A 20,887-nucleotide genomic window follows, 5' to 3' on the forward strand; every position below is an offset into this window, starting at 1 on the left:
CCCTTGCCCTGCCGGCAAGCCAGCCCTCCTCACAGTCACGCTGTTCATCTCAGTGCTCTTGCCGCTCTTGAATTTGCCCGTAGGCAGGGAGGCATCCATTACATCTCCTTGAACGGTAGCGGGCGGGATTGCCCGTGACCGTCGACGGCACGCCGCAGCGCAAGCGGTCAAGGTTCGAAGACGGCCGCGGGCCGCCAGCGCCGCGCGGCGCGCAGACCTTGACGGCGAGAACGGCGTGGCACCCTCAAGGGAACAGCAAGCGCCCCCTGCCCCCGTTCCCACACGGCCCTTGCGCGCCCTCCCCGCCAACGCGAGCGGTCAAGCTGGATCGGTTGATGCGCTGGCGATGGCGCCGTCAATGCGAAACGAAATGGGGCGCGCGGGCCCCATGTGGACGGAAGCCAGAACGTTGCCGCAGCGAGCTTCCGAGAGGCGCGTGGCAGCGACGCGGCCGGACCACCTGGCGGGTGGGTTCTGCGTTTTGCTTCAGTGCTCGAGTTCCACCCACGCCGGCGCATGGTCGCTGGCGCCTTCGAGGCCACGGACGGCCTGGTCGACGCCTGCGCTGCGCATGCGCTTGGCGACTTTCGGGCTGAGGAGAAGATGGTCGATGCGCAGGCCCGCGCCTCGGGGCCACCGGTTGCGCAGATAGCTCCAGAACGTGTAGAGCGGCGCGTCGGGCGACTGGCGCTTCAGCGCGTCCGTCCAACCGGCATCCAGCAGCGACTGATAGGCTGCGCGCGGCTCGGGCTGCAGCAATGCGTTGTCGAGGAACGAGCGCGTCGAATAGATGTCGGCGTCGCTCGGAACGACGTTGTAGTCGCCGGCGAGCACGGTGGGATGGCCCGAGGCCAGCAAGGATGCCGCATGCGCATTGAACCGCCGGAACCAGTCGAGCTTGTAGTTGAATTTCGGACCCGGCTGAGGATTGCCGTTGGGCATGTAGCAGCAACCGATCACCACGCCATGGACGGCCGCCTCCAGGTAGCGCGCTTCCCTATCCCCGGGGTCGCCAGGGAGGCCTCTTCGGATCTCGAGCGGTTCGACGCCCTTGGCGAGGATGGCCACGCCGTTCCAGCTTCGTTGGCCGAGTACCAGCGACTCGTACCCCATGGCCCGGATCGCGTCGCGGGGAAACTCACCGGTCTGGCACTTGAGCTCCTGCAGGCACACGACGTCCGGCACCGTGACGTCGAGCCAGGCTCTCAGGGGGCCGATGCGCTTGCGGACATCGTTGACGTTGTAGGTGGCGATGCGCATGGCGGCTGCGGCTCAGGTCGGGTTCCGGGTTCGGGGCTCGCCGTCTGCGACCGCAGCCGTGACCGCCAGCCACGTCTGATAGTCCAGCAGCAGCAGACCTCGACGCGATGACGTCGATCTGCGCGATCGGGTGGTTCGCTTCGCGGCAGCCCGCGTCGGCGGGGGTATATCGAGGTCGGTCTGGCGAGGAGGTTTGCGCATGCGTGCAGCATGAATCACTGGCGCCCAATTGGCGTAGGTCGCTGCCGTTCCTCGCAGGGTCGGCGCGTCAGGAGAGCGGCGCGCGCAATAGCGCACGCAACGCCGGCTTGGCGGAGAAGTAGAACCAGCGCGCAGCATCGCTGCCGGCCTGAAGCCCCGACTCGATCCAGGCGAGGTCGTGAGGGCTGGCTGTGGCCCCGGCCTGGACAAGCGACCTAGCTTCCGACGGCGTCAGATGGCCGACCCATTGGCTCATCTGGTAGCGCTTGACCTTGCGAAGCGTGGCATGGATGTCGGGGGTCGGCGGCGTCATGGGTGGATTGTCCTCCCGCGGGAGGAAGCCCGGCGGACCTCCGATCAGACACCGGTCATGCGCCCCATGCACGGGCGCTGCCAGCCGCAAATCGCCGGCTTTCTGCGCAAATCTCGTCGCCGCTCGGACTTCAATTTATACTGGATGAATGAACAGTATGCCGGCGACCGCCTTGCTCGCGGCTTTGACGGGCGAGCTCGCGCTGGACGAGCCCGGCAGGAATCTCAGCCATCTGATGCGTGCGGTCGCGTCTGGCAGCTTCGCCGAAGGGGCGCGTACACACTGCAGTCGCCGCCCAACCTGAACACTGCATGCGATCCAATTTTCTTTCTGCCTCGCGCCGTGCCCTGCTGGGCATTGCCTTTGCCCTCCTCGCTGGCTGTGCCAGTTCACCTGGCCCCGCGCCCTCCGACTCGAAGATCGAGGTGGCCTTCTCGCCCGAGGCAGGCTCCGAAGCGCTCGTGCTCAAGGTCATCGACAGCGCCCGCGGTTCGATCCGGCTGGCCGGCTATTCCTTCACTTCGCCTTCCGTAGTTCGCGCACTGACCGATGCGAAGCGACGTGGCGTCGATGTGCGCGTGTTGATCGATGACAAGGGCAACCACGGCAAGGCGAACATCGCTGCGATGAACCTGCTCGTCGGCGCCGACATCCCGACCAGGGTGATCTCGACCTATGCGATCCACCACGACAAGTACATCGTGGTGGACGGCAAGCACACGCAGACGGGCTCCTTCAACTACAGCCAGGCGGCAGCGAAGTCCAATTCTGAAAACGTGCTGGTGGTGTGGAGCAATCCGAAGCTGGCCGCAACCTACCTCGCGCACTGGGAGACCCGGTGGGCCCAGGGCATGGCCATCGAGATGACCTACTAGGCGCGGGAGTCCGCGCCGCGCGGACCACTGCAGCTCGAGGTGTGCGCCTGCCTCCGCCGGTTCGAGCGCTTGGCCTTCGGCGTGCGTGAACTCGAAGGCCTTGACGCCCAGGGCCACGTCTTCGATGGGCTGAACATGCAGGGGATCTTGGTTTCCATGGTCTCCGGAGCAAACGATGAGCGGCTTGACCGCCGTGCCAGAGAGACTCGGTTCGAATGCACGCGCACCCTCGGCCAGGGCCACTTGATGGCTGGCCATGGGATCCGGGTCGATGTGCTTGTCGTGGACCAGCGGCGCGGCCGCGCGCTTCTCCACCGCCTCGATCGCCGTGGCGCGTCTAGATGGAATGTAACGAAATGCTACCAGCCCTTCAAGAGAGAGCCTGCGCTGCCGATAGAGCCGCCGGGCCTCGACTCCGTGCCTGCGCACGGGTTCTGGGGAATCCGGACCTCGAGTCCATACCTCAATTCCAACCAAAGACCGATGAAGGCAACCTCCAGTTTCGTCCTCCCCTCCGCGCGACTTTTCCATCGCTCAGGCATCGCCTCTGCCGTGGTGATCGCGCTTGCACTCGCCGGCTGCGGCGGTGGAGGCGGCAGTTCCTTTCCCGTGACGGGCCAACCTGCGGCGCAAGGCGGCGGCCCGGACGCTGGCCCCGGCACGCAACAGGCCTCGGCAGGCATCATTTCGGGCACTGCCGCCGCGGGTCTGCCGCTGCGCGGCACCGTCACCGTTCGGGACGCGAAGGGGGCGACCAAGACGGTCCCGCTGTCGTCCATCGGCGGCTACTCGGTCGACGTCACGGGCATGACCGGGCCGTTCCTTTTCATCGCCCAGGGCACGGCCGGCAGTTCGCAGTACACGCTCGTCTCGGCGGCCACTTCGGCCGATGTCAACGGCAACATCAACATCACCCCCTTCACCGACCTGGTCGTGGCCAACATTGCAGGGCAGCTGGCATCGAAGTTTTTCGAGAGCGGCGACTACAGCGCGCTGACGAAGGAGGCCCTGGATTCGGAACTGAGCGGCCTCAAGGCGAAGCTCCTGCCAGCCCTCCTCGCGCTGGGCGTCGACGCAAGCGTCGACCTGCTGCGCACCGCGTTCACGCCCCTGGCGAGTGCCTTGGACACGGCGCTGGATGTGCTGCGCGTCAGCGTGGACCCGGCCAGCAACGTGGCCACGATCCGCAACCTGGTCACGCAGCAGCAGCTGGCCGACGACCTGGCGACGCGGGCCGCGGCCGAGACCGGCGTGGCGCCCATGGACGGCGCCGGCATGGCTTCGGCGGGCGACGACATCTCGCAGGTGCGCAAGGTGTTCGCGGACTTCTCCTCCAGGTTCGCCGACGGCGCACCGGTGGCCGCTGCATTGCGGCCGTTGTTGACCGACGACTTCCTCTTCCAGGACATGGACGCTGCCGAGTTCAGCGCTGAAGTCGCAGCCGACCCCAACCTCGTGGGCGGCAGCTTCACCGATGTCACACCGGTGGGTTTCGAGCCCGGCAAGTCGAGCGTTCTGGTCGATTTCACCCACCGGGACAAGGACGGCGTCGCCTTCAGCCGGCAGCAGAACGTCCGCGTCGCGAAGGGGTCCGACGGTGTCTGGCGCCTGGCCGGTGACGGACACGCGATGGAACTTGAAATCCATCCGCTGGCGCGTTCCTGGGGGAACGGGACCTGCGGGGGCACCGGCTTCGACGTGATCATCAAGGACCACCACGCCGGCAACAGCGGCGCCGTGGCGGGCGTCATCGTGACCGGTCCGGGCTTTCCGCAGGCCGGCGTGAAGTATGTTCCGGCCGTGCGTGACCTCGCTTGGTACTGGGTCGACCCCGCCCTTCCGCAGATGCCGAATCCAGGCTACCAGATGCAAGGCAACTGCATCGGGCTGATCGACGAGCAGAAGGAAGCCGTGATCAAGGCCATTCCCGACAACGCCGTCTACGTCTTCAAGGCAGTGGACGCTAGCGGTCAGCCGGTGCAATACAACGGTGCCGCGATGGTCTACACGCTGCGCGTGCCCCGTCGGCCTCTGACGATGACCGAGGCCCTGGCGCTGCGGCCCCCCGTGATGACGCCTTCCGTGCCTTTCACCGATTACAAGGGCGGGCCGTTGACGCTGTCGGTCGCGGGGGTGAACCCGGGCTTTTCGACGCATCTGGTCCTGGGCATCGCCGACGCGATGTACCAGACCAGCTACTCGGACGAAGTCGACGTCGCGCCCCGCCGGGACGGCACTGCCTCCCATGCATTCACCCTCCCCACCATCAGCTCGAGCGTCTGGCAGAACTACAGCGTGACGACGACGGACGCTGACTGGCGACAGATCGTGGTCACGGGGCTGTCGGGCAGTCTGGCCACTCCCTGAGCGTCCGCGGCGCAACCGCGCCCTGCCGCGACGCCGGGCCCGAGACCGGTCGGACGCGCGGGGCATCGGCGCGCCTCGGGTGAGGGAAGAACCGAGCCGCCGTGGATCAACGCCCGCAGCGAGTCTTCTGGCGCCCGACGGGAGCGCGCAGCGGGGTGAGGCCGGGGGACGCCATTGCGATGCCTCCGGGCGGGTCCCGCGGTCTCAGGAAGATCGCTTCCGAGCCGGGCCATCGCCTGCGCACAGCCGGCGGCCGCGATCCCGGCAGCATCAACGGGCCTCCGCAGGTTCGGGCCACGGCGGCGGCAGCCGGCGTCTGCTGGCTGTGGGCATTTCTGTCCGCCTGCCCGGGGCGCAACCCCTGCCGCTCACCACCAGTTCTTGGCCAGTCGCTTCCACCAGCGAATCCCGTCTTTGCCTGTCGCAGACGGCGTGGCCTGCTGCGCGTGTTCGCGTTGCGAGTCAAGCTCGATCCCGCCCGCCAACTGCGACAACGTTTCAAAGATGAACCGCCTGGACTCCATGCGAACGCCCCATTCACGTTCGAACCGGATGACGATGCGACCGACCTTCAGCGAGTCGCCACCCAGGTCGAAGAAGTTGTCGCGCCGATCGATGTCGTCGATCGCCATGTCCAGCACGTCGGCCCAGATCCTGGCGAGCGCGCCTTCCGCCGGCGAGCGATGCCCTTGCCGGGTTCCTGGCACCGTGCGCGCTTCGCGGCCGGGCGGTGCAAGCGCATGGCGGTTGATCTTGCCGTTGGGCAGGAGCGGGAGCGCCTCCAGCCCGACGAAGTGCTGCGGCAGCATGTAGTCGGGCAAGGTCGCGCGCAGATGATCCTTGAGCGCCGAGGCATCGCAGGTGCCATCGCCCGTGACCACGTAGGCCACCAGGCGAGGGTCGCCCGGCCGGTCCTCTCGCGCCATCACCAGGCACTGTGATACCGCGGGATGCGCCTGCAACTGCGCTTCGATCTCGCCGGGCTCGATGCGATGGCCGCGCAGCTTCACCTGGAAATCGAGCCGGCCTTGGTGCTCGAGCGTGCCATCGTGGCGCCAGCGGCCCCGGTCCCCTGTCTTGTACATGCGCGAACCGGGCGCCGGGCCGAAGGGCTCCGGAACGAATCGGTCGGCCGTCAACTCGGGTCGCTCCAGATAGCCCAGCGCCACGCCGTCGCCGCCAATGAAGATCTCGCCCGAAACGCCGACCGGGCAAGGATGGCCGTGCGCGTCCAGCACGTGCACGCGTGTGTTGGCGATCGGGCGACCGATCGACATGGCCTGCACCGCCCGCGGCACCTTCCAGCAGGTGGACCACACGGTGGTTTCGGTAGGGCCGTACAGGTTCCAAAGCTCACCCGCACGAGCCGACAGGGCCTGTGCCATGTGCGTGCTGAGGCTTTCCCCGCCGATGAGCGCCTTGAACCGCGGCCCTCCCATCCAGCCGGTGTCGATCAGCAGCCGCCAGGTGGAGGGCGTCGCCTGCATCACTGTGGCTTGCGAGCGCTCCAGCAGGGCGCTCAATGCCAAGCCGTCGCTGGCTTGCTCGCGGGTGGCCAGGATGACCGTGGCGCCCACGGACAGCGGCAGCAAGAGTTCGAGCACCGAGATGTCGAAGCTCAAGGTGGTGACGGCCAGCAGCACGTCCTCGGCGCACAGCCCCGGCTCGCGCTGCATCGACAGCAGGAAGTTCACCACCGCTCGGTGCGGCACGGCAACTCCCTTGGGCTTGCCGGTGGAGCCGGAGGTGTAGATCACATAGGCCGGATCGTCCGGGCCGGCGTCGCGCGCGGCGTCGCGGGTCGGCGCGGACGCCGGGTGTTCCATGGGGTCCACAGGCGAATCCAGCAGCATCGTCGGCAGCGCCAGACCCTTCCAGTGCAATGCCTGTTCCTGCCGGGTCAGCAGCAACGCGAGGCCGGCGTCCAGTGCCATGTCCTGCAGGCGTTGCCGCGGATAGGCGGGGTCCAGCGGCACATAGGCGGCGCCTGCCGTCAGCACGGCCAGTTGCGCCACGACCATGGTGGGGTCACGCTCCAGGCAAAGGCCGACCCGTGTGCCGCGTTGCACGCCCCGGGCTCGCAACGCATGGGCAAGCCGGTGCACGCTCGACCAGAGCTGCGCGTAGGGCACTGAAGTGCCGGGCAACTGGCGCAGTGCGACCGCGCCGCACGCGCTGTGCCGGGACAGCAGGCCGTGCACGGTGTGCCCGCGCGGATACTCGACGTCGGTCCGGTTCCAGGATGCGAGCAGGGCGAGTTGCCGGGGACCCGGCAAGGCAACACCTTGCAAGGGCGAGCCGGGTGATTCGATCAGCCGCTCCAGCAAGTGCGCGTAGTTGTCCAGGATGGCCTGCGCCGTCTCGGCCGAGAAGAGCTCGGTCGAATAGTTCAGGAAGATGGCGCCCTCGCCCTCGATGTCAATGGTCAGCCCCAGGTCGAACTGGGTCGCGCCCAGGCTCAACGAGAGGAAGCGGACCTCCAGGCCCTCCATCCGCACGGGTTCGCGGCGTGCATTGAGCACGTTGAACATCACGCGAAGCTCGGGCACCCTGGCGCCGTGCTCCTGGGCGCGCAGGCGTCCGACGAGGTAGTCCAGCGGAACGTCCTGGTGCGCGAAAGCCGACAGGCAGGTCTCGCGCACCTGCGCCAGCAGCGCGTGAAAGTCCTGCTCGGGTTGAAGCTGACAGCGCAGCACCAGGGTGTTGATGAGCGAGCCCACCACGTCCTCTGCCTCGACCCGCGTGCGGCCCGCGATGGGCGTGCCGACGGCGACGTCGTCCTGTCCGCAGTAGCGCGACAGGAGGAACTGGAAGGCCGCCAGCAGGCTCATGAAAGGCGAGACGCTGTGCTGGGCACTGAAGCGTTGCATGCGATCGATCCACGCTTCGGACAGGTCAAGCCGCGCCCGCGCTCCCTGGCTGGAGACGCGTTGGGCCACCGCGGTGTCGGCCGGCAGGTTCAGCGGACTCCATCCGGCGAGCTGCTCCATCCAGTAGCGGGTCTGGACGGCGAGCACATCGTCGTCGATGTGCTCGCGTTGCCAGCGGGCAAAGTCAATGAAGTCGATGGCGCGTGCCGGCAGGCAGGCCGCCTGGCCCTGCACGGCCGCGCCGTAGAGCGCCTGCAATTCGCGCAGCAGCACGCTCCACGCCCAGCCGTCGCCGATCATGTGGTGCATCACCATCACGAGCGCATGGTCCTGCTCGTCCAGGCGCACGAGGACGAAGCGATGCAGCGGCCCGCGTGCGAGGTCGAAGGCTTGCGCCGCAAGGCGCGCGGCTTGTCGCTCGAACTCTGCCTCCTGGTCGGCCCAGTGGCGCCCGTCGAGTTCGATCACCACGGCTGGCTGCGGCTCGCCGACGCGGGCCATGGGCTCGGATTCGCCCAGCTCGAAGGTGGTGCGAAAGGCTTCGTGCCGCAGGACCATCTGGTCGAGCGCCGTGCGCAATGCGGCGTGCTGCAAGGGGCCGCGCAGGCGCAGCGCTTCGCACATGTTGTAGGCCGCGCCGCGCGGGTCCATTTCGTGCAGCAGCCAGATGCGCCGCTGGGAGAAGGACACCATCGATGGCTGCGCTCGCGAAACCACCTCGATGGGCGCGAGTGCCGCGCTCCCATCAAGGGGTCGGCCGCCGAGATGGCCGTGCAAGAGCCGCGCCAGCCCTTCGATGGTCGGATGCTCGAACAGGCTGCGCAAAGGCAGGTCGACCTGGAAGACGGCGCGGACCCGCGAAACGATCTGCGTCGCAAGCAGCGAATGGCCGCCCAGGTCGAAGAAGTTCGTGCGAATCCCGAAGCCCGATCGCCCGAGGACGCGCTGCCAGATGTCCTGCAGGCCTTCTTCCAGGGGGGACCGGGGGCCGGTCCGGTCCGACCCGACGGATGGGCCGTCGGGGCGCGGAAGCTGGCGCCGATCGACCTTGCCGTTGGCCAGGCGCGGCAACTGCGGCAGGAACACGAAGGCCGCGGGGACCATGTGCTCTGGCAGCCTTGCACGCAACTGCGTTCGAAGCCCCTGCGCATCGGCGCCGGCCATGCTGTCGAGAGCGACGTAGGCGACGAGTTCGCGTTGCCCCGGAACATCCTCGCGAAGAAGCACCGCGCACAGGCTCACGCCGCGACAGGCATTGACGGCGGCCTCGACCTCGCCCAGTTCGATCCGGAACCCCCGCAGCTTGACCTGCTGGTCGTCGCGCCCGATGAATTCGACAATGCCCGCATCCAGCCACCGCGCAAGATCCCCGGTGCGATAGAGGCGTTCACCGGGCCGGAACGGGTTGGGCAGGAAACGTTGCGCCGTGAGTTCGGGCCGGTGGAGATAGCCGCGCCCCACGCCCAGGCCGCCCACGTACAGCTCGCCGGGCACGTTCACCGGTTGGGGCTGCATGTGCGCGTCCAGCACATAGAGCTGTGCGTTGTCCACCGGACGGCCGATGGGCACGATGGCGCGCTCGGGCACCTGTTCGCCCACCTCGTACCAGGCACTGTCGACCGTGGCCTCGGTCGGGCCGTAGAAGTTGCCCAGCCGCGCGGCCGGCAGGCAGCGCCTGAAGGCCAGCGCCAGGTCACGGTCCAGGGCCTCGCCGCCGCACAGCACGTAGCGCAGGCTCGTGCACTGCGCCATCTGCGCCTCGTCAAGGATCACGCGCATCTCGGAGGGTACGAACTGCACGACGCTGATGGCGTTGGCATGCAGCGTTGCCGCAAGCCGATGCATGTCGCGATGGACTTCGGGCGGCGCCAGGACGACCTGGGCACCGCACGCCAGCGTTGAGAAGAACTCCCAGATCGAGGCGTCGAAGCTGATGGAGGTCTTGTGCAGCACGCGGTCCTTCGCGCTCAGCCCGAGCGTGTCCTTCATCCACTGCACGTGATTGACGAGGCCGCCATGCATCAGCTGGGCGGCCTTGGGCGTGCCGGTGGAACCGGAGGTGAAGATCAGGTAGGCGATGTGCTCGGGCCGCGACAAGTCCCTCACCGCGGGCACGGCATCGGTCGGCATGGGCCCGCCGTCGGGCGGCACTGCAATGATCTCGAAGCTCGCCGCCGCCGCCAGTTGATGCAGCGGCCCGGACAGGTGCGCATCGGCCAGCACGAAGCGCGGCGCCGCATCCTCCAGCATGGCCTGCAGCCGCTCGGGCGGATGCTCCGAGTCCAGCGGCAGGTAGGTGCCGCCGGCCTTGAACAAGGCGAGCAGGCCGACGACCAGGCCGAAGCAGCGCGGCATGCACAGGCCGACCACGCATCCGGGGACGACACCCCGGCGGCGCAGGTCGTGCGCGAGCCGATCCGACAGCGCGTCGAGCTGGGCATAGCGCATGCCTTGCCGGCCGAAGCGCAGCGCGACCGCTGCGGGCGTCAGGCGGGCCTGCGCGCGAAAGAGCGCGTGCACGCTTTGCAGATCGCGTGAACCGGGCCGCGACGGCCCGTTCCACGTCACGAGCATGCGTTGCTGCTCTGCCGCGTCCATCAGGGGCAGGCGAGTGACGGCGCGCTCCGGCTCGGCCACCATCGCCGCCAGGAGATTGCCGAAATGCGCCGCCATGCGTTCGATCGACCGGGCCGTGAAGAGGTCCGTGCGGTACTCGATCTCGGCGTCGAGCTGCGCGTCGGGGCCCGTCTCGATCACGGTGAGCGACAAGTCGAACTTGGCGCATTCCGAGTGCACGCCCAGTCGCTCGCTCTCGAGCCCGTCGAGCTCCAGCACGCGGTGGCCGAAGTTTTCCAGGGAAAAGGAGACCTGGTAGAGCGGATTGCGGCCCGCGTCGCGTTGCGGGCTGAGTTCGGCCACCAGGCGCTCGAAGGGCATTTGCTGGTGGGTCAGCGCTTCGACGAGGGTCGTGCGATCGCGACGCATCAACTCGGCGAATCCGGGCTCGCCTTGCAGGTCGGCGCGCACCACCACCGTGTTGACGAATTGGCCGACCGCCTCGAGCAGCCGCGGATCGTCGCGCCCGGCGACGGGCACGCCAATGGCAATGTCCGTCTGGCCGGTGTAGCGCAGCAGCAGCGCCTGGAATGCGGCGAGCACGGCCGTGAACAGCGTGACCTGATGCTGTCGTGCGAGCGTCCTCAGGGCCGTGGCGAGTGCGGCTTCGATGCGGAAGTCGTGCGTCTTCCCGGCGCTTCCGGCGGCCCTGGAAGCGCGCGGGCTGTCCGTGGGCAGGTCCAGTGTTTGCACAGCGCTCAGCTTGGCGCGCCAGTAGTCCAGCGCAGCGTGCATGTCACCGCGCTCGAAGTGCTGGCGCTTCAACCGGGCATGCTCGCTCGGCGCCAGCGGCAACGAGGGGAGCGCCGGATCGTCGAAAGCATAGAGCTGCCCCAGATCGCGATGAAGGAGGGTCATCGACCATCGGTCCACCACGATGTGGTGAGCGACCAGAACGAGCACGTGATGGTCACTCGAAATCCGCAGGAGAACAGCGCGCAGCAAGGGCGCGCGCGACAGCTCGAAGGGCTCGGCGATGAGGGCGGCGATGCGTGGGGTCTCGTCCGCCCCCTCGGGTAGCGCCACCTGCCGCAGCCTGAAGCGCTGCGTCGCCTGCGCTGCCGGGATCACGCGCTGCTCGGGTTCGGTGTCCGTTGCGTGGAATCCGGTGCGTAGACTGGCATGTCGCACGAGCAGGGCATGCAGGCCGCGCTGGAGGCGTTCGACATCGAGTCGCCCCTTCAGCCGGGTCGCCGAGTGAATGTGGTAGGCCGCGCTGCCGCTGCCCAGCTGATCGACGAACCAGAGGCCTTCCTGCGCCAGCAGCAAGGGCGCGGTGCCGTCGGCCTCATGCAGTTGCAGGGGTGCTGTGTCGGGTGCGACGGGGGCCCCGTTGTCGCGCCGGGCGACTTCATCCAGGGTCGCCTGGACCAGCGCTGCCATCTCCGTGACGGACGGTGCCGCGAGCACCTGGGCCACCGTGATTTCCACACCGCAATCCCGGCTGACCGCCAGCGCCAATCGCGCGGCCGACAGCGAGTCGCCGCCCATCGCCAGAAAATTCGCATCGCCTTCGCCGACGGGCTGGCGAAGGATCTCCTCGAAGAGCGCGGCGACGCGCGCTTGCAGCGGCGTCGGCGGCTCGCGCACGTCAGGCGCCGCCGTCGAGGTCCGGGCGATGGATTGAATCTGCTCGTGCATCCGGCGGCGCTGCAGCTTTCCGGCGGTGCCGGTCGGCAGCTGGTCGAGCACGTGAATGCAGGCGGGGATCTTGAAGTCGGCGAGCGCGCCGAACAGTGCCCGGCGCAGGGCACGCGGGTCGACCACCTCGTTGCGCGCCAGGACCACTGCCGCATGCACGTCCTCGCCCAGTGCGGGATGGGGTGCGGCATAGGCCACGGCCTGGGCGACGCCCGGCAAGGCCAGCAGCGCCTGTTCGACCTCGTAGGGGGCGATCTTTTCGCCGCCCCGATTGATGAGTTCGGACGTTCGGCCGGTGATGCAGAGATAGCCATCGGTCCCGAGCCAGCCCAGGTCGCCGGTGATGAACCAGCCGTTCTGGAAGGCCACCTTGTTCACCTCGGGCGCGTCCTCATACCCGGAAAATACGGCCGGTCCGCGAACCACGATGCGCCCCTCGACGTTGCAAGGCTGGTCGTGCCCCTGCGGGTCGATCACGCGAATCCCGGCGCCTGCCGCGGGACCGACCGAGCCAGGTCTTCGGATGCCGGGAGGCAGGGGGTTGCTGGCCATTTGCGTGGCCGCCTCGGTCATGGCGTAGGCCTCGATCACGGGCACCTGCCAAAGGGCCTCCAGATCGCGCATCAACGCCGGAGAGAGCGCCGAAGACGCCGAGCGAGCGAAGCGCAGGCGATGTTCCGGCCACGCCGGCCCCAGCCTGGCAGCCAGGTCGGCGATGGCCTGGTGGATGGAAGGCGCGGCGGTGTACCAGGTGGGGGCGAACTCGGTGATCCACTGCGCGAACTCCGATGCCTCGAAACCCGGCGTGCACACCACGGACGAACCCGCCACCAGGGGCGTCAACAGGCCGCCGATCAGCCCGTGGCCGTGGTAGGTTGGCATCAGAAGCAAGCCACGATCGTCGTCCGGGCTCACGGCCAGGTGGCGTGCGATGTTGCGCGCTGAGGCCAGGACCTGTTGGTGGGTGAGCGGCACGCGCTTGGGTTTTCCGCTGGTGCCCGAGGTGAAGAGGACGAAGGCGGTGTCCCCCGGTGCCGGCGCGGCACCCTGCGCTTCCCGGTCCCCCGACGGATCGGCCTGCGCCTGCAGGAGCCGTGACAGGTCGAACGGGAGCGCCGGCACACCGAGTTGCTGCGCCAAGCCTGTCACCACCGGATCGCCGGGCAGGCCAAGGACCGCGTCGGCGCGCGCCTCGCGCAACAGCGCCTCCAGCTCGAGGGGCGTCAGTCCCGGATGCAGCGGCAAGGCCGTCGCGTTGCAGGCCAGTACCACGGTCGCCAGGGCCAGCGGCAGGCCGGTCGGCAGCACGACGGCGATTCGGGGGACAGCGTCCAGGCCAAGGGACGCCAGCCAGTTCCGCGTGTGGTCCGCGGCGGCAACCAGCTGCAAGTAACTGAGGGAGGGATGCCCCGTCGATAGCAGGGCGGGAGCCGAAGGCCGGGTCCGCGCGTGAAATTCGAGCACCCGACGCAGGGTCGGTCCTTCCAGATCGGTCACGCAGATCCTTTCGCGTTGTCTCGAGATCAGTTTTTCACACGGGACTCCGATGGTGACGCCCAGACATGGTGCATGTAAAGGCAGCCTTGCCTTCGCGGCCGGCAAAGGGGCTGGCCCACGCGTAAGTGTGAACTTTAGGCCACAAAATGCGTCACCCTGAGACGCAAAACAGTGCTTCGGCGCGACTCGTGTGCGCGAATCCAGGGCGGTCGCTGCCGCGCATCGACGTGGCCTGGGTCCGATGGAGGATGGCCCCAAAGCAAGGCTGGCAGAACTTCGGAGGTTGGCGCTCACTCCGTACTCGAGGCGCGCCAGGCGGAGGCGAAGACGACCTCTTGCGCACGGGGGCGCTGCTCACATGCCGGCCACGCCTTGCTGCAGCGCGAATTCGAGCAGCACCTTGTCCGTCGGTTCGCCGGGCCAGGTGTCCGCGGCGAGCCACTTGAAGAAGGTGGTCCCGGCGATCCGGCTGGCCGGCCCGTCCCGCCGCCAGGCCCGTGCGATGGGGGTGGCCACCTGTTCAAGCCGGTTGGATTCGAAGCGAGTGCGTACTTCGGTCTGTTGCGGCTCGGGCATTTCGGCGAACAGGGCGCGGGCCTGGCCGGTGCGGTCGTTTTCCCAAAGCTCGCGAATGCGGCGCAGGCGGTCCGCCTCCGACAGTGCGCGGGCCGGCGCAGCGAGCGCGGGCGCGGCGCCGGCGGGCGGCAGGGCCGGCACGCTGGCGGTGAGGCCGGCATAGCCCTTCTTCAGCGCGTCCTTGAAATAGGCCGCCGGCGACTTGAGCCCGGGCATCGTCGCGTTGCGCAGCCGGGCATCGACGTGGTCGAGCGTGGCCCGGATCTGACCTTCGTCGGTGGTCGCGTAGAGATCCTGGGCTTCGTCCTGCTTGATCCCGAGCGCGACCAGGCGTGCGACGAGTTCGAGGTCGAACACATTGCGATTCGACGCGTCGATGTCACCCAGGCGCTGCTGGATTTTCGGCACGACCCTGAACTGGATTTCCTCGATCTTGCGGCCGCGCTTGTGCTCGATCAGCTCGAGGCCGAATTCCTCGCAGAGCGCGTCGATCTCGGCGATCGCCTTGGTGATCACGTCGCGCTTGAGGAAGCGGTAGTCGACCTCCTTGATGTCGCTGCGCCCGGTCAGCACGGCCGCCCACCACATCACGTCCTCGCGCATCGAGAGCCGGCCCGGCGATGTCAGGTAGCGCGCGCCGATCTCGTAGAGGACTGCGGCCGAATAGCTGCGCATCTGGCTGCTCATCTCGAGCAGGACGCGCGTGTACTGGTGCGGCTTGACCAGCCGCTCCTTGATCTCGTCGGGATAGCGCCAGGTCACCATGCAGGGGCGGCCCCTGCCCTGCTCCTCGATGGTCACGGTGCCGAGCAGCTGCGACGACACCCAGCGCTTGAGCGAGCTGCTGCTGGTCGACCATTCGATGGTGGTGGCCTGCATGTCGCGCAGGTGCGACTTGAGCAGCTCGGTGTTGTTCGAATTGAAGCGGGCGTCGCCGATCAACTCGCTCAGGGCGAGCCGGTAGACCGGCTCGTCGACGCCCTGGCGCTGCGAGTGATAGAGCAGCGCGTTGTAAATGCGCCGCGACAGCAGGGTCAGGCGCCCGCGCTTGGGACGGATCGCGATGGCCTCGTTGGCCTTCGCGATGCTTTGCTCCTCGGCCGTCGGCGGCTGGCGAGGCGCGCTGTGTGATGAGTCATCCTCGGCCATGGAACACTGTGGTGGTGAAAGGGCTGCACATCATGCCGAGGTATTGTGATTCGGTCAATTCACAAAGACACGCAACCGGTGCTCTTGTTCTCTTTGAAAAGGAACACTTGGGAGGTTGAAGAGTTGAGGATCCACTTTTTCCAATGACGACAAAGGCTTACAGGGCAAACTGTGAGTGTTCTTGGGGTTGAATGTGAGCGGCGTTGGGATTTGATGTGAGGAAATTTGGGCTCCGGCGCATTCCAACGTGAGGACCGATGGGGTTTGGTGTGAGTGGATAGGGGCAACCGCCCTGCCCCGCTGCACTGCAGCACGTGGCGCAGGGGCTGGAGCGCGGCCCTGCCGCTGGTGGAGGCATCCATTCGGCCATTTCGGCTGTTTTTCCGGGCGCTAAGGGCCCACTCCGTGGCGGGATTGCCACCAGATCCCCAAACGACCTCACAATACGCACCAGGGAATTGTGCTCGGGCTCGGTGGAACTTGTTCATTCGACAGATTCTCATAGAATCGCTGAATTCTGTCGAATAAGGTAGTCCCCTATGTCCGTTACCGTCCCGCCGGTCGGTGGAAACCAGGTTTCCACCGACGTCCACGCCCAGGCCCGTCCCACCATCAATATGGAGCGCATCGCGGCCCTGGCCACGCGCGCCGGCTCGATGGTGGAGCAGATCCGCGGCATGCTGCTGGCCCCGGAGGCCCGGAAGATCGCCCCCACCTACTCCACCGCCCAGCTGGCCGCGTTGTGTGGCGTCGACAAGGCGCACGTGGCCTATCGGATCACCAAGGAGGATCTGCCCGCGGGACAGCTCTCGCCTTCGGGCGGCAAGCGGATCTTCGGGCTCGACGAGTTGCGGCGCTGGACCCGCACCTACCGTGGCGAGAAGATGCGCCCCGCGGGCCGCAAGGCGGTCACGATCGCTGTGGGCAACTTCAAGGGCGGGGTCGCGAAGACCACGACGGCGATGATCCTGGCCCAGGGCCTGAGCCTGCGCGGCCACCGGGTGCTCGCGATCGACACCGACCCCCAGGGATCGCTGACGACGTTGCACGGCCTGCTGCCCGAGGCCGAGGTGACCGAGGACATGACGATCGGCCCGCTGTGCGATGGCACGGAGAACGACATCCGCTATGCGATCCGTTCGACCTATTGGGACGGCATCGATCTGGTGGCGGCCGCCCCGTTCCTCTTTTCGGCCGAGTTCGCGCTGCCGGCGCGGCAGATGCAGGAGCCGGGTGCGAAGTTCTGGGATGTGTTGAACGTGGGCCTGGAGAGCGTGCGCGATCTCTATGACGTGATCGTGATCGACACGCCCCCTTCACTTTCCTATGTGACGATCAATGCGCTGTGGGCCGCCAACGGCATCGTGGTGCCGGTGCCGCCGTCGGGCCTGGACTTCGCGTCCTCGGCCCAGTTCTGGTCGCTGCTCGCCGACCTCGGGGGCAACCTCGATGGCCAGAGCAAGGATCGCGAGGGCAAGGCTTTCGACTTCCTGCATGTGCTGCTGAGCCGGGTCGACGCGGCCGATCCCGCCATGCCCGCGGTGCGGCAGTGGATCCAGGCGACCTACGGCGAGTACACGCTTCCGGTCGAGATTCCGAAGACCAGCGTGACGAGCAACAAGGCCGCGGAGTTCGCGACCGTCTACGACGTCCAGAAGTACGAGGGCGCCGCGAAGACCTACAAGCGCGCGGTGGACGCCTATGACTCGTTCGTCGAACTGGTCGAGCAGTCGGTGGTCGGCGCCTGGCAGGCGCAGGGCAGGGCCCAGCGATGAGCACGAACCCCAGACACTGTGGATCGCTGCGCCGTGGAAACCTGGTTTCCACCGGGACTCTCGACCGGTCTCCCTCCGCTGGAAACCTGGTTTCCACGCCGGGCCGTGACGCGGCTGCAATACGCGCCGACGCCCTGACGACGCCTCGCGTCCTCGCGACCGCGCGCGGGCGCACGATCCGCGCGGCTGGAAACCAGGTTTCCACGCGCGTATCCCATTCACTGCGGGGCCGCCCCGTAACCTCGGTCCGGTCAACGCCCGGCGCAGCCGGCTGCCCGAGACGGGCCACGCACGGCGCAGGAGGGCACGCGCGCGTGCCCTTGAAACCGGGCCGTGCCGCGGCTCCCGTTCACCATCAAGAGGAGTCCTAACATGGCGAGCACACGAAAACGACTCGAAGCGCTGACCGCCGGGCTGTCGCTGCCGATGGAGCCGGTCAGGCCGGTGGCGCCGGCGTCGATTCCCGAGGCGCCGGACGGTCCGGCCCCCGCGCCGGTGAACGGCGTGGAAACCAGGTTTCCACCGGCCTCTGCGGGTGGAATGCCGCCGCGCACGGGCCCGGGCCAGATGATGGCGTTCCGCGGCCAGATCCAGCAGGTCGAAGGCGAGATGGCCGCCTTGCGCGAGAAGCTGCGCCAATACGACGGCGCGCTGCCGACGCGCAAGATGGACCCGAAGACGATCCGGCCGAGCCGCTACGCGAACCGCCACCAGTCCTCCTTCGGCACCAGCGAATTTGCGGGCCTCAAGGCCGACATCGAGCACGCGGGCGGCAACGTCCAGCCCATCCTCGTGCGTCCCCTGAAGGACGAGCCGGGTCAGTTCGAGCTCGTGTTTGGCCATCGTCGCCACCAGGCCTGCCTGGAACTCGGCATCGACGTGCTGGCCTCCGTCTGGCTCGAAGAACTGGGCGACCGCGCCCTGTTCGAGATCATGGATCGCGAGAACCGCGAGCGGGCCGATCTCTCGGCGTACGAGCAGGGGATCATGTACCAGCGCGCGCTGGAGGAGCAGCTGTTCCCGACGCAGCGCCAGCTCGCCGAGGCCATCGGTGTGAGCCACACGTGGGTCCGCAAGGCCTTGCTGGTGGCGCAGTTGCCCGAGGCCGTGGTGGAGTGCTTCCGCAGCCCGCTCGAGATCAGCTTCCGGCACGCCGAGCAGATCACCACCGCGATGGAGCAGGACCGCCGTGCGGTGCTGAAGCGCGCGGAAAAGCTGCGCGGCCACAGCCTGTCCGCACCGATCGTGGTGGCGCGCTTGCTCGACGCGAAGCCGGGCTTCGAACGCACCGAGCGCGTCGACATCGACGTTGCGGGCCACAAGCTCGGCTCGCTCGTGCGCGCCAAGTCGGGGGAGATCACGATCACGATCGCCGCGCAGGCGGCGCTGGATCCGAACCCCGAGGCGGTCGAATCGGCCGTCGTGGCCGCGCTGCGCAAGGTTCGACATCAGGGTTGACGGGGAGGGTGGGACACCGGCCAGGCGCCGGTCGTCCCACCCGAATGTGAGAGGCGTTGGGATTCAGGGTGAGGGCTCGACAGTGCTGGAGCTTTGCGCTCTAACCCCCTTTAGTGGAATAATCATCAATACTGAATTCGAGTGTTAATGGTGCCTTGTTTTCACCTGAGGTTCTTAAGTCGTTGATATGAATGAATTTTTTCCTCATCGCTGGAGCAGCGGTCTCGGGCGGGCCGGCAGCGAGGAGAGGCCGCAAGCCGGGATGTGGCACCTTCACCGTCGTGGCTCCGGGCCCCGTTGGGACGGCCCGACCGCCCGCTCGGTGGCACGCCTTCGGCAGGCCCGGATCGCTGCGCCGGCGCCGGCCGGGCCGTCAACCCTGGGCGGGCGGTCTCGGTGACGAATCGACCGCCGCGCAAGCTGCACCGCGGGCACTTTGCCTTCATGCGGGCGCTGGCCCAGGGGCTGGACGAGCGCCCCAGCTGGGATCGCTATCTGCGGCTGGAGGGCGAGCATGCCGACCTGCGCACCGTGCGGCGCACGATCGCCTGGATCCGGGACGCCTTCGCGGCCGCCGCGCGCCGCGAGCAGAAGCCGGGGACGGCGCGCCTGATCCTGCTCGACCCGTCCGGCTACTCGGACCAGGCGCCGGCGTTGCCGAGCCTGGAGGAGTTTGCGCAAGCCCAAGGCCTGGAGGACTTTTCGGAGGCCGAGCAGATCGAGGCCTACGAGGCGGCACACGCCGGGGCCGGTGGACAAGGGCAGGGCGGTCGCTCCGGCAACGGAGGGCAGTCGTCGCGGCGCGCGCGCGTGATCGGGCGGCAGCTCGAGGCGTTGCGCTGGCTCGAGGGGCTGGTCGCGCAGGACCCGCGGCCGCTCGACGGCGTGTCGGCGTGGCTCAATCCGGCCGTGGCCGTGCGCCTCGAACGGGCGGGGCTGGGCACGTTGTTCTCGCTGGTCGAGCGCATCAACGGTGTCGGCGCACGCTGGTGGGCGCAGGTGCCGGGCATCGGGGAGCGCAAGGCGGCGCGGATTCTCGACTGGCTGCAGGCCAACGAGGAGGTCCTGGGCGGGCTGCGGGTGGGGCGCCATGCGGCGCAGCCGCGGGCGCAACTGGCCCCGGGGGTCCTGACGAGCGTGGTGCCACCGGCGACCTCGCTCGTGCCCTACGAGAAGTTCGTGGTGCCGCGAGAGCTCGACGGCCGCGACGGACACGGTCGGGCGCCGCTGGAGGCCTGTCGCCTGGCCGCCGTCACGGACCGGGAGGCCCTGGACGCCTGGCTCTTCGCCAAGGAGCCGGACCGGGCCGGCAGGGCGCTGTCACCGACGCAGCGCTCGTACCGCAAGGAAGCCGAACGCCTGCTGTTGTGGGCCATTCTCGAACGCGGCAAGGCCGTGTCGTCGCTGTTCGTGGAGGATGCGAGGGCTTACACCGAGTTTCTGGCCGATCCGCCGCCGAGCTGGTGCGGGCCCCGCCACCAGCAGCGCTGGTCGCCGCGCTGGCGCCCGATGGAAGGCGCGTTGTCGCCAAGCGCGCGCAAGCAGGCGCTGACCATCGTGAAAGGTCTCTTCGCGTTTCTGTGCTCGGCGCACTACGTGCGCGGCAACCCGTTCGCCGAGCTCGAGTTGCCTTCCGGGGGCCGCAAGGCACTGGGCGCGGGCCGCACGCTGAGCGCCGGGCAGTGGGCCCATCTCGACGCCTGGCTGGCGCGGCGCCGGGAAGCTGACGTCGGCCGGCGGCTGGACCGGGCGGTGCGCTGGCTTTACGAGACCGGGCTGCGTCTCGATGAAGTCACCCGGGCCACCTGCGGCGACCTCCTCCAGGTCGCGCCGTCCGAAGCCGGCATGGCGTCGGACGGGGTCTGGCAGCTGAACGTCGTGGGCAGGGGCGGGCGCTGCCGCGCGGTGCCGGTGCCCTCGGCGCTCGTCGAGGAGCTCGAGGACGAGCTCGCCCGGCAGGGCCACGACCGCAGCGTCGATGCGCCCGCCAACCGGTGCATCCCGCTGCTCGCGCGCTTCGGTCCGCAGCACCGTGGCGCGCCGCCGCCCTGGTCGGCATCGGGCTTGTACCAGGCCATCAAGGCCGCGGTCGACCAGGCCGCCCGGGAACTCGATGACGCCCAATCGCGGCAGCTGCGGGAGGCGAGCACGCACTGGCTGCGGCACTCGCACGTGGTGCATTCGCTGCAGGGCAGGGCGGGACAGCCCCCGCTCCCGATCGAGGTGGTCCAGAAGAACGTCGGGCACGCATCGGTCGCGACGACGGCGATGTACCTGAGGACCTGATCG

Annotated in this window: 9 protein-coding genes; 5 read left to right on the plus strand and 4 right to left on the minus strand. The window is 68.2% G+C overall.

The window, feature by feature from the left end; genetic code table 11:
* Positions 1–486 precede the first annotated feature (486 nt).
* On the minus strand, positions 487–1,260 hold the full coding sequence (locus tag QTI24_RS18275; RefSeq protein WP_286602341.1) for an exodeoxyribonuclease III: 774 nt from the start codon (positions 1,258–1,260) through the stop codon (positions 487–489).
* Positions 1,261–1,528: 268 nt separating this feature from the next.
* Complete coding sequence (locus tag QTI24_RS18280; RefSeq protein WP_286602343.1) at positions 1,529–1,774, minus strand: hypothetical protein; 246 nt, start codon at positions 1,772–1,774, stop codon at positions 1,529–1,531.
* Positions 1,775–2,085: 311 nt separating this feature from the next.
* Between QTI24_RS18280 and QTI24_RS18285 the strand changes: the two genes are divergently transcribed.
* On the plus strand, positions 2,086–2,649 hold the full coding sequence (locus QTI24_RS18285) for a phospholipase D family nuclease (protein ID WP_286602345.1): 564 nt from the start codon (positions 2,086–2,088) through the stop codon (positions 2,647–2,649).
* A 483-nt stretch (positions 2,650–3,132) separates the two neighbouring features.
* Entirely contained in the window at positions 3,133–5,016 is a 1,884-nt protein-coding gene (locus tag QTI24_RS18290; RefSeq protein ID WP_286602346.1) for a hypothetical protein, read from the plus strand.
* Positions 5,017–5,384: 368 nt separating this feature from the next.
* On the opposite strand, the gene QTI24_RS18295 is transcribed toward QTI24_RS18290, so the two are convergent.
* A complete protein-coding gene (locus tag QTI24_RS18295; RefSeq protein ID WP_286602348.1) occupies positions 5,385–13,640 on the minus strand; it encodes a non-ribosomal peptide synthetase in 8,256 nt (2,751 codons plus the stop codon).
* A 354-nt stretch (positions 13,641–13,994) separates the two neighbouring features.
* Entirely contained in the window at positions 13,995–15,365 is a 1,371-nt protein-coding gene (locus QTI24_RS18300) for a replication initiation protein (protein ID WP_286602350.1), read from the minus strand.
* 539 nt (positions 15,366–15,904) lie between these two features.
* Between QTI24_RS18300 and QTI24_RS18305 the strand changes: the two genes are divergently transcribed.
* From QTI24_RS18305 to QTI24_RS18315, 3 genes are all read left to right on the plus strand, one after another.
* Positions 15,905–17,140, plus strand: a complete 1,236-nt coding sequence (locus QTI24_RS18305) for an AAA family ATPase (protein ID WP_286602351.1) — start codon at positions 15,905–15,907, stop codon at positions 17,138–17,140.
* 372 nt (positions 17,141–17,512) lie between these two features.
* Positions 17,513–18,598: a ParB/RepB/Spo0J family partition protein gene (locus QTI24_RS18310; RefSeq protein ID WP_286602352.1), complete on the plus strand. Its 1,086-nt coding sequence runs from the start codon at positions 17,513–17,515 to the stop codon at positions 18,596–18,598.
* Between the two features lie 396 nt (positions 18,599–18,994).
* On the plus strand, positions 18,995–20,884 hold the full coding sequence (locus tag QTI24_RS18315) for a site-specific integrase (protein WP_286602354.1): 1,890 nt from the start codon (positions 18,995–18,997) through the stop codon (positions 20,882–20,884).
* Positions 20,885–20,887: the final 3 nt, after the last annotated feature.

Source organism: Variovorax sp. J22P240 (genome assembly GCF_030316855.1).
Lineage (GTDB): Bacteria > Pseudomonadota > Gammaproteobacteria > Burkholderiales > Burkholderiaceae_C > Variovorax.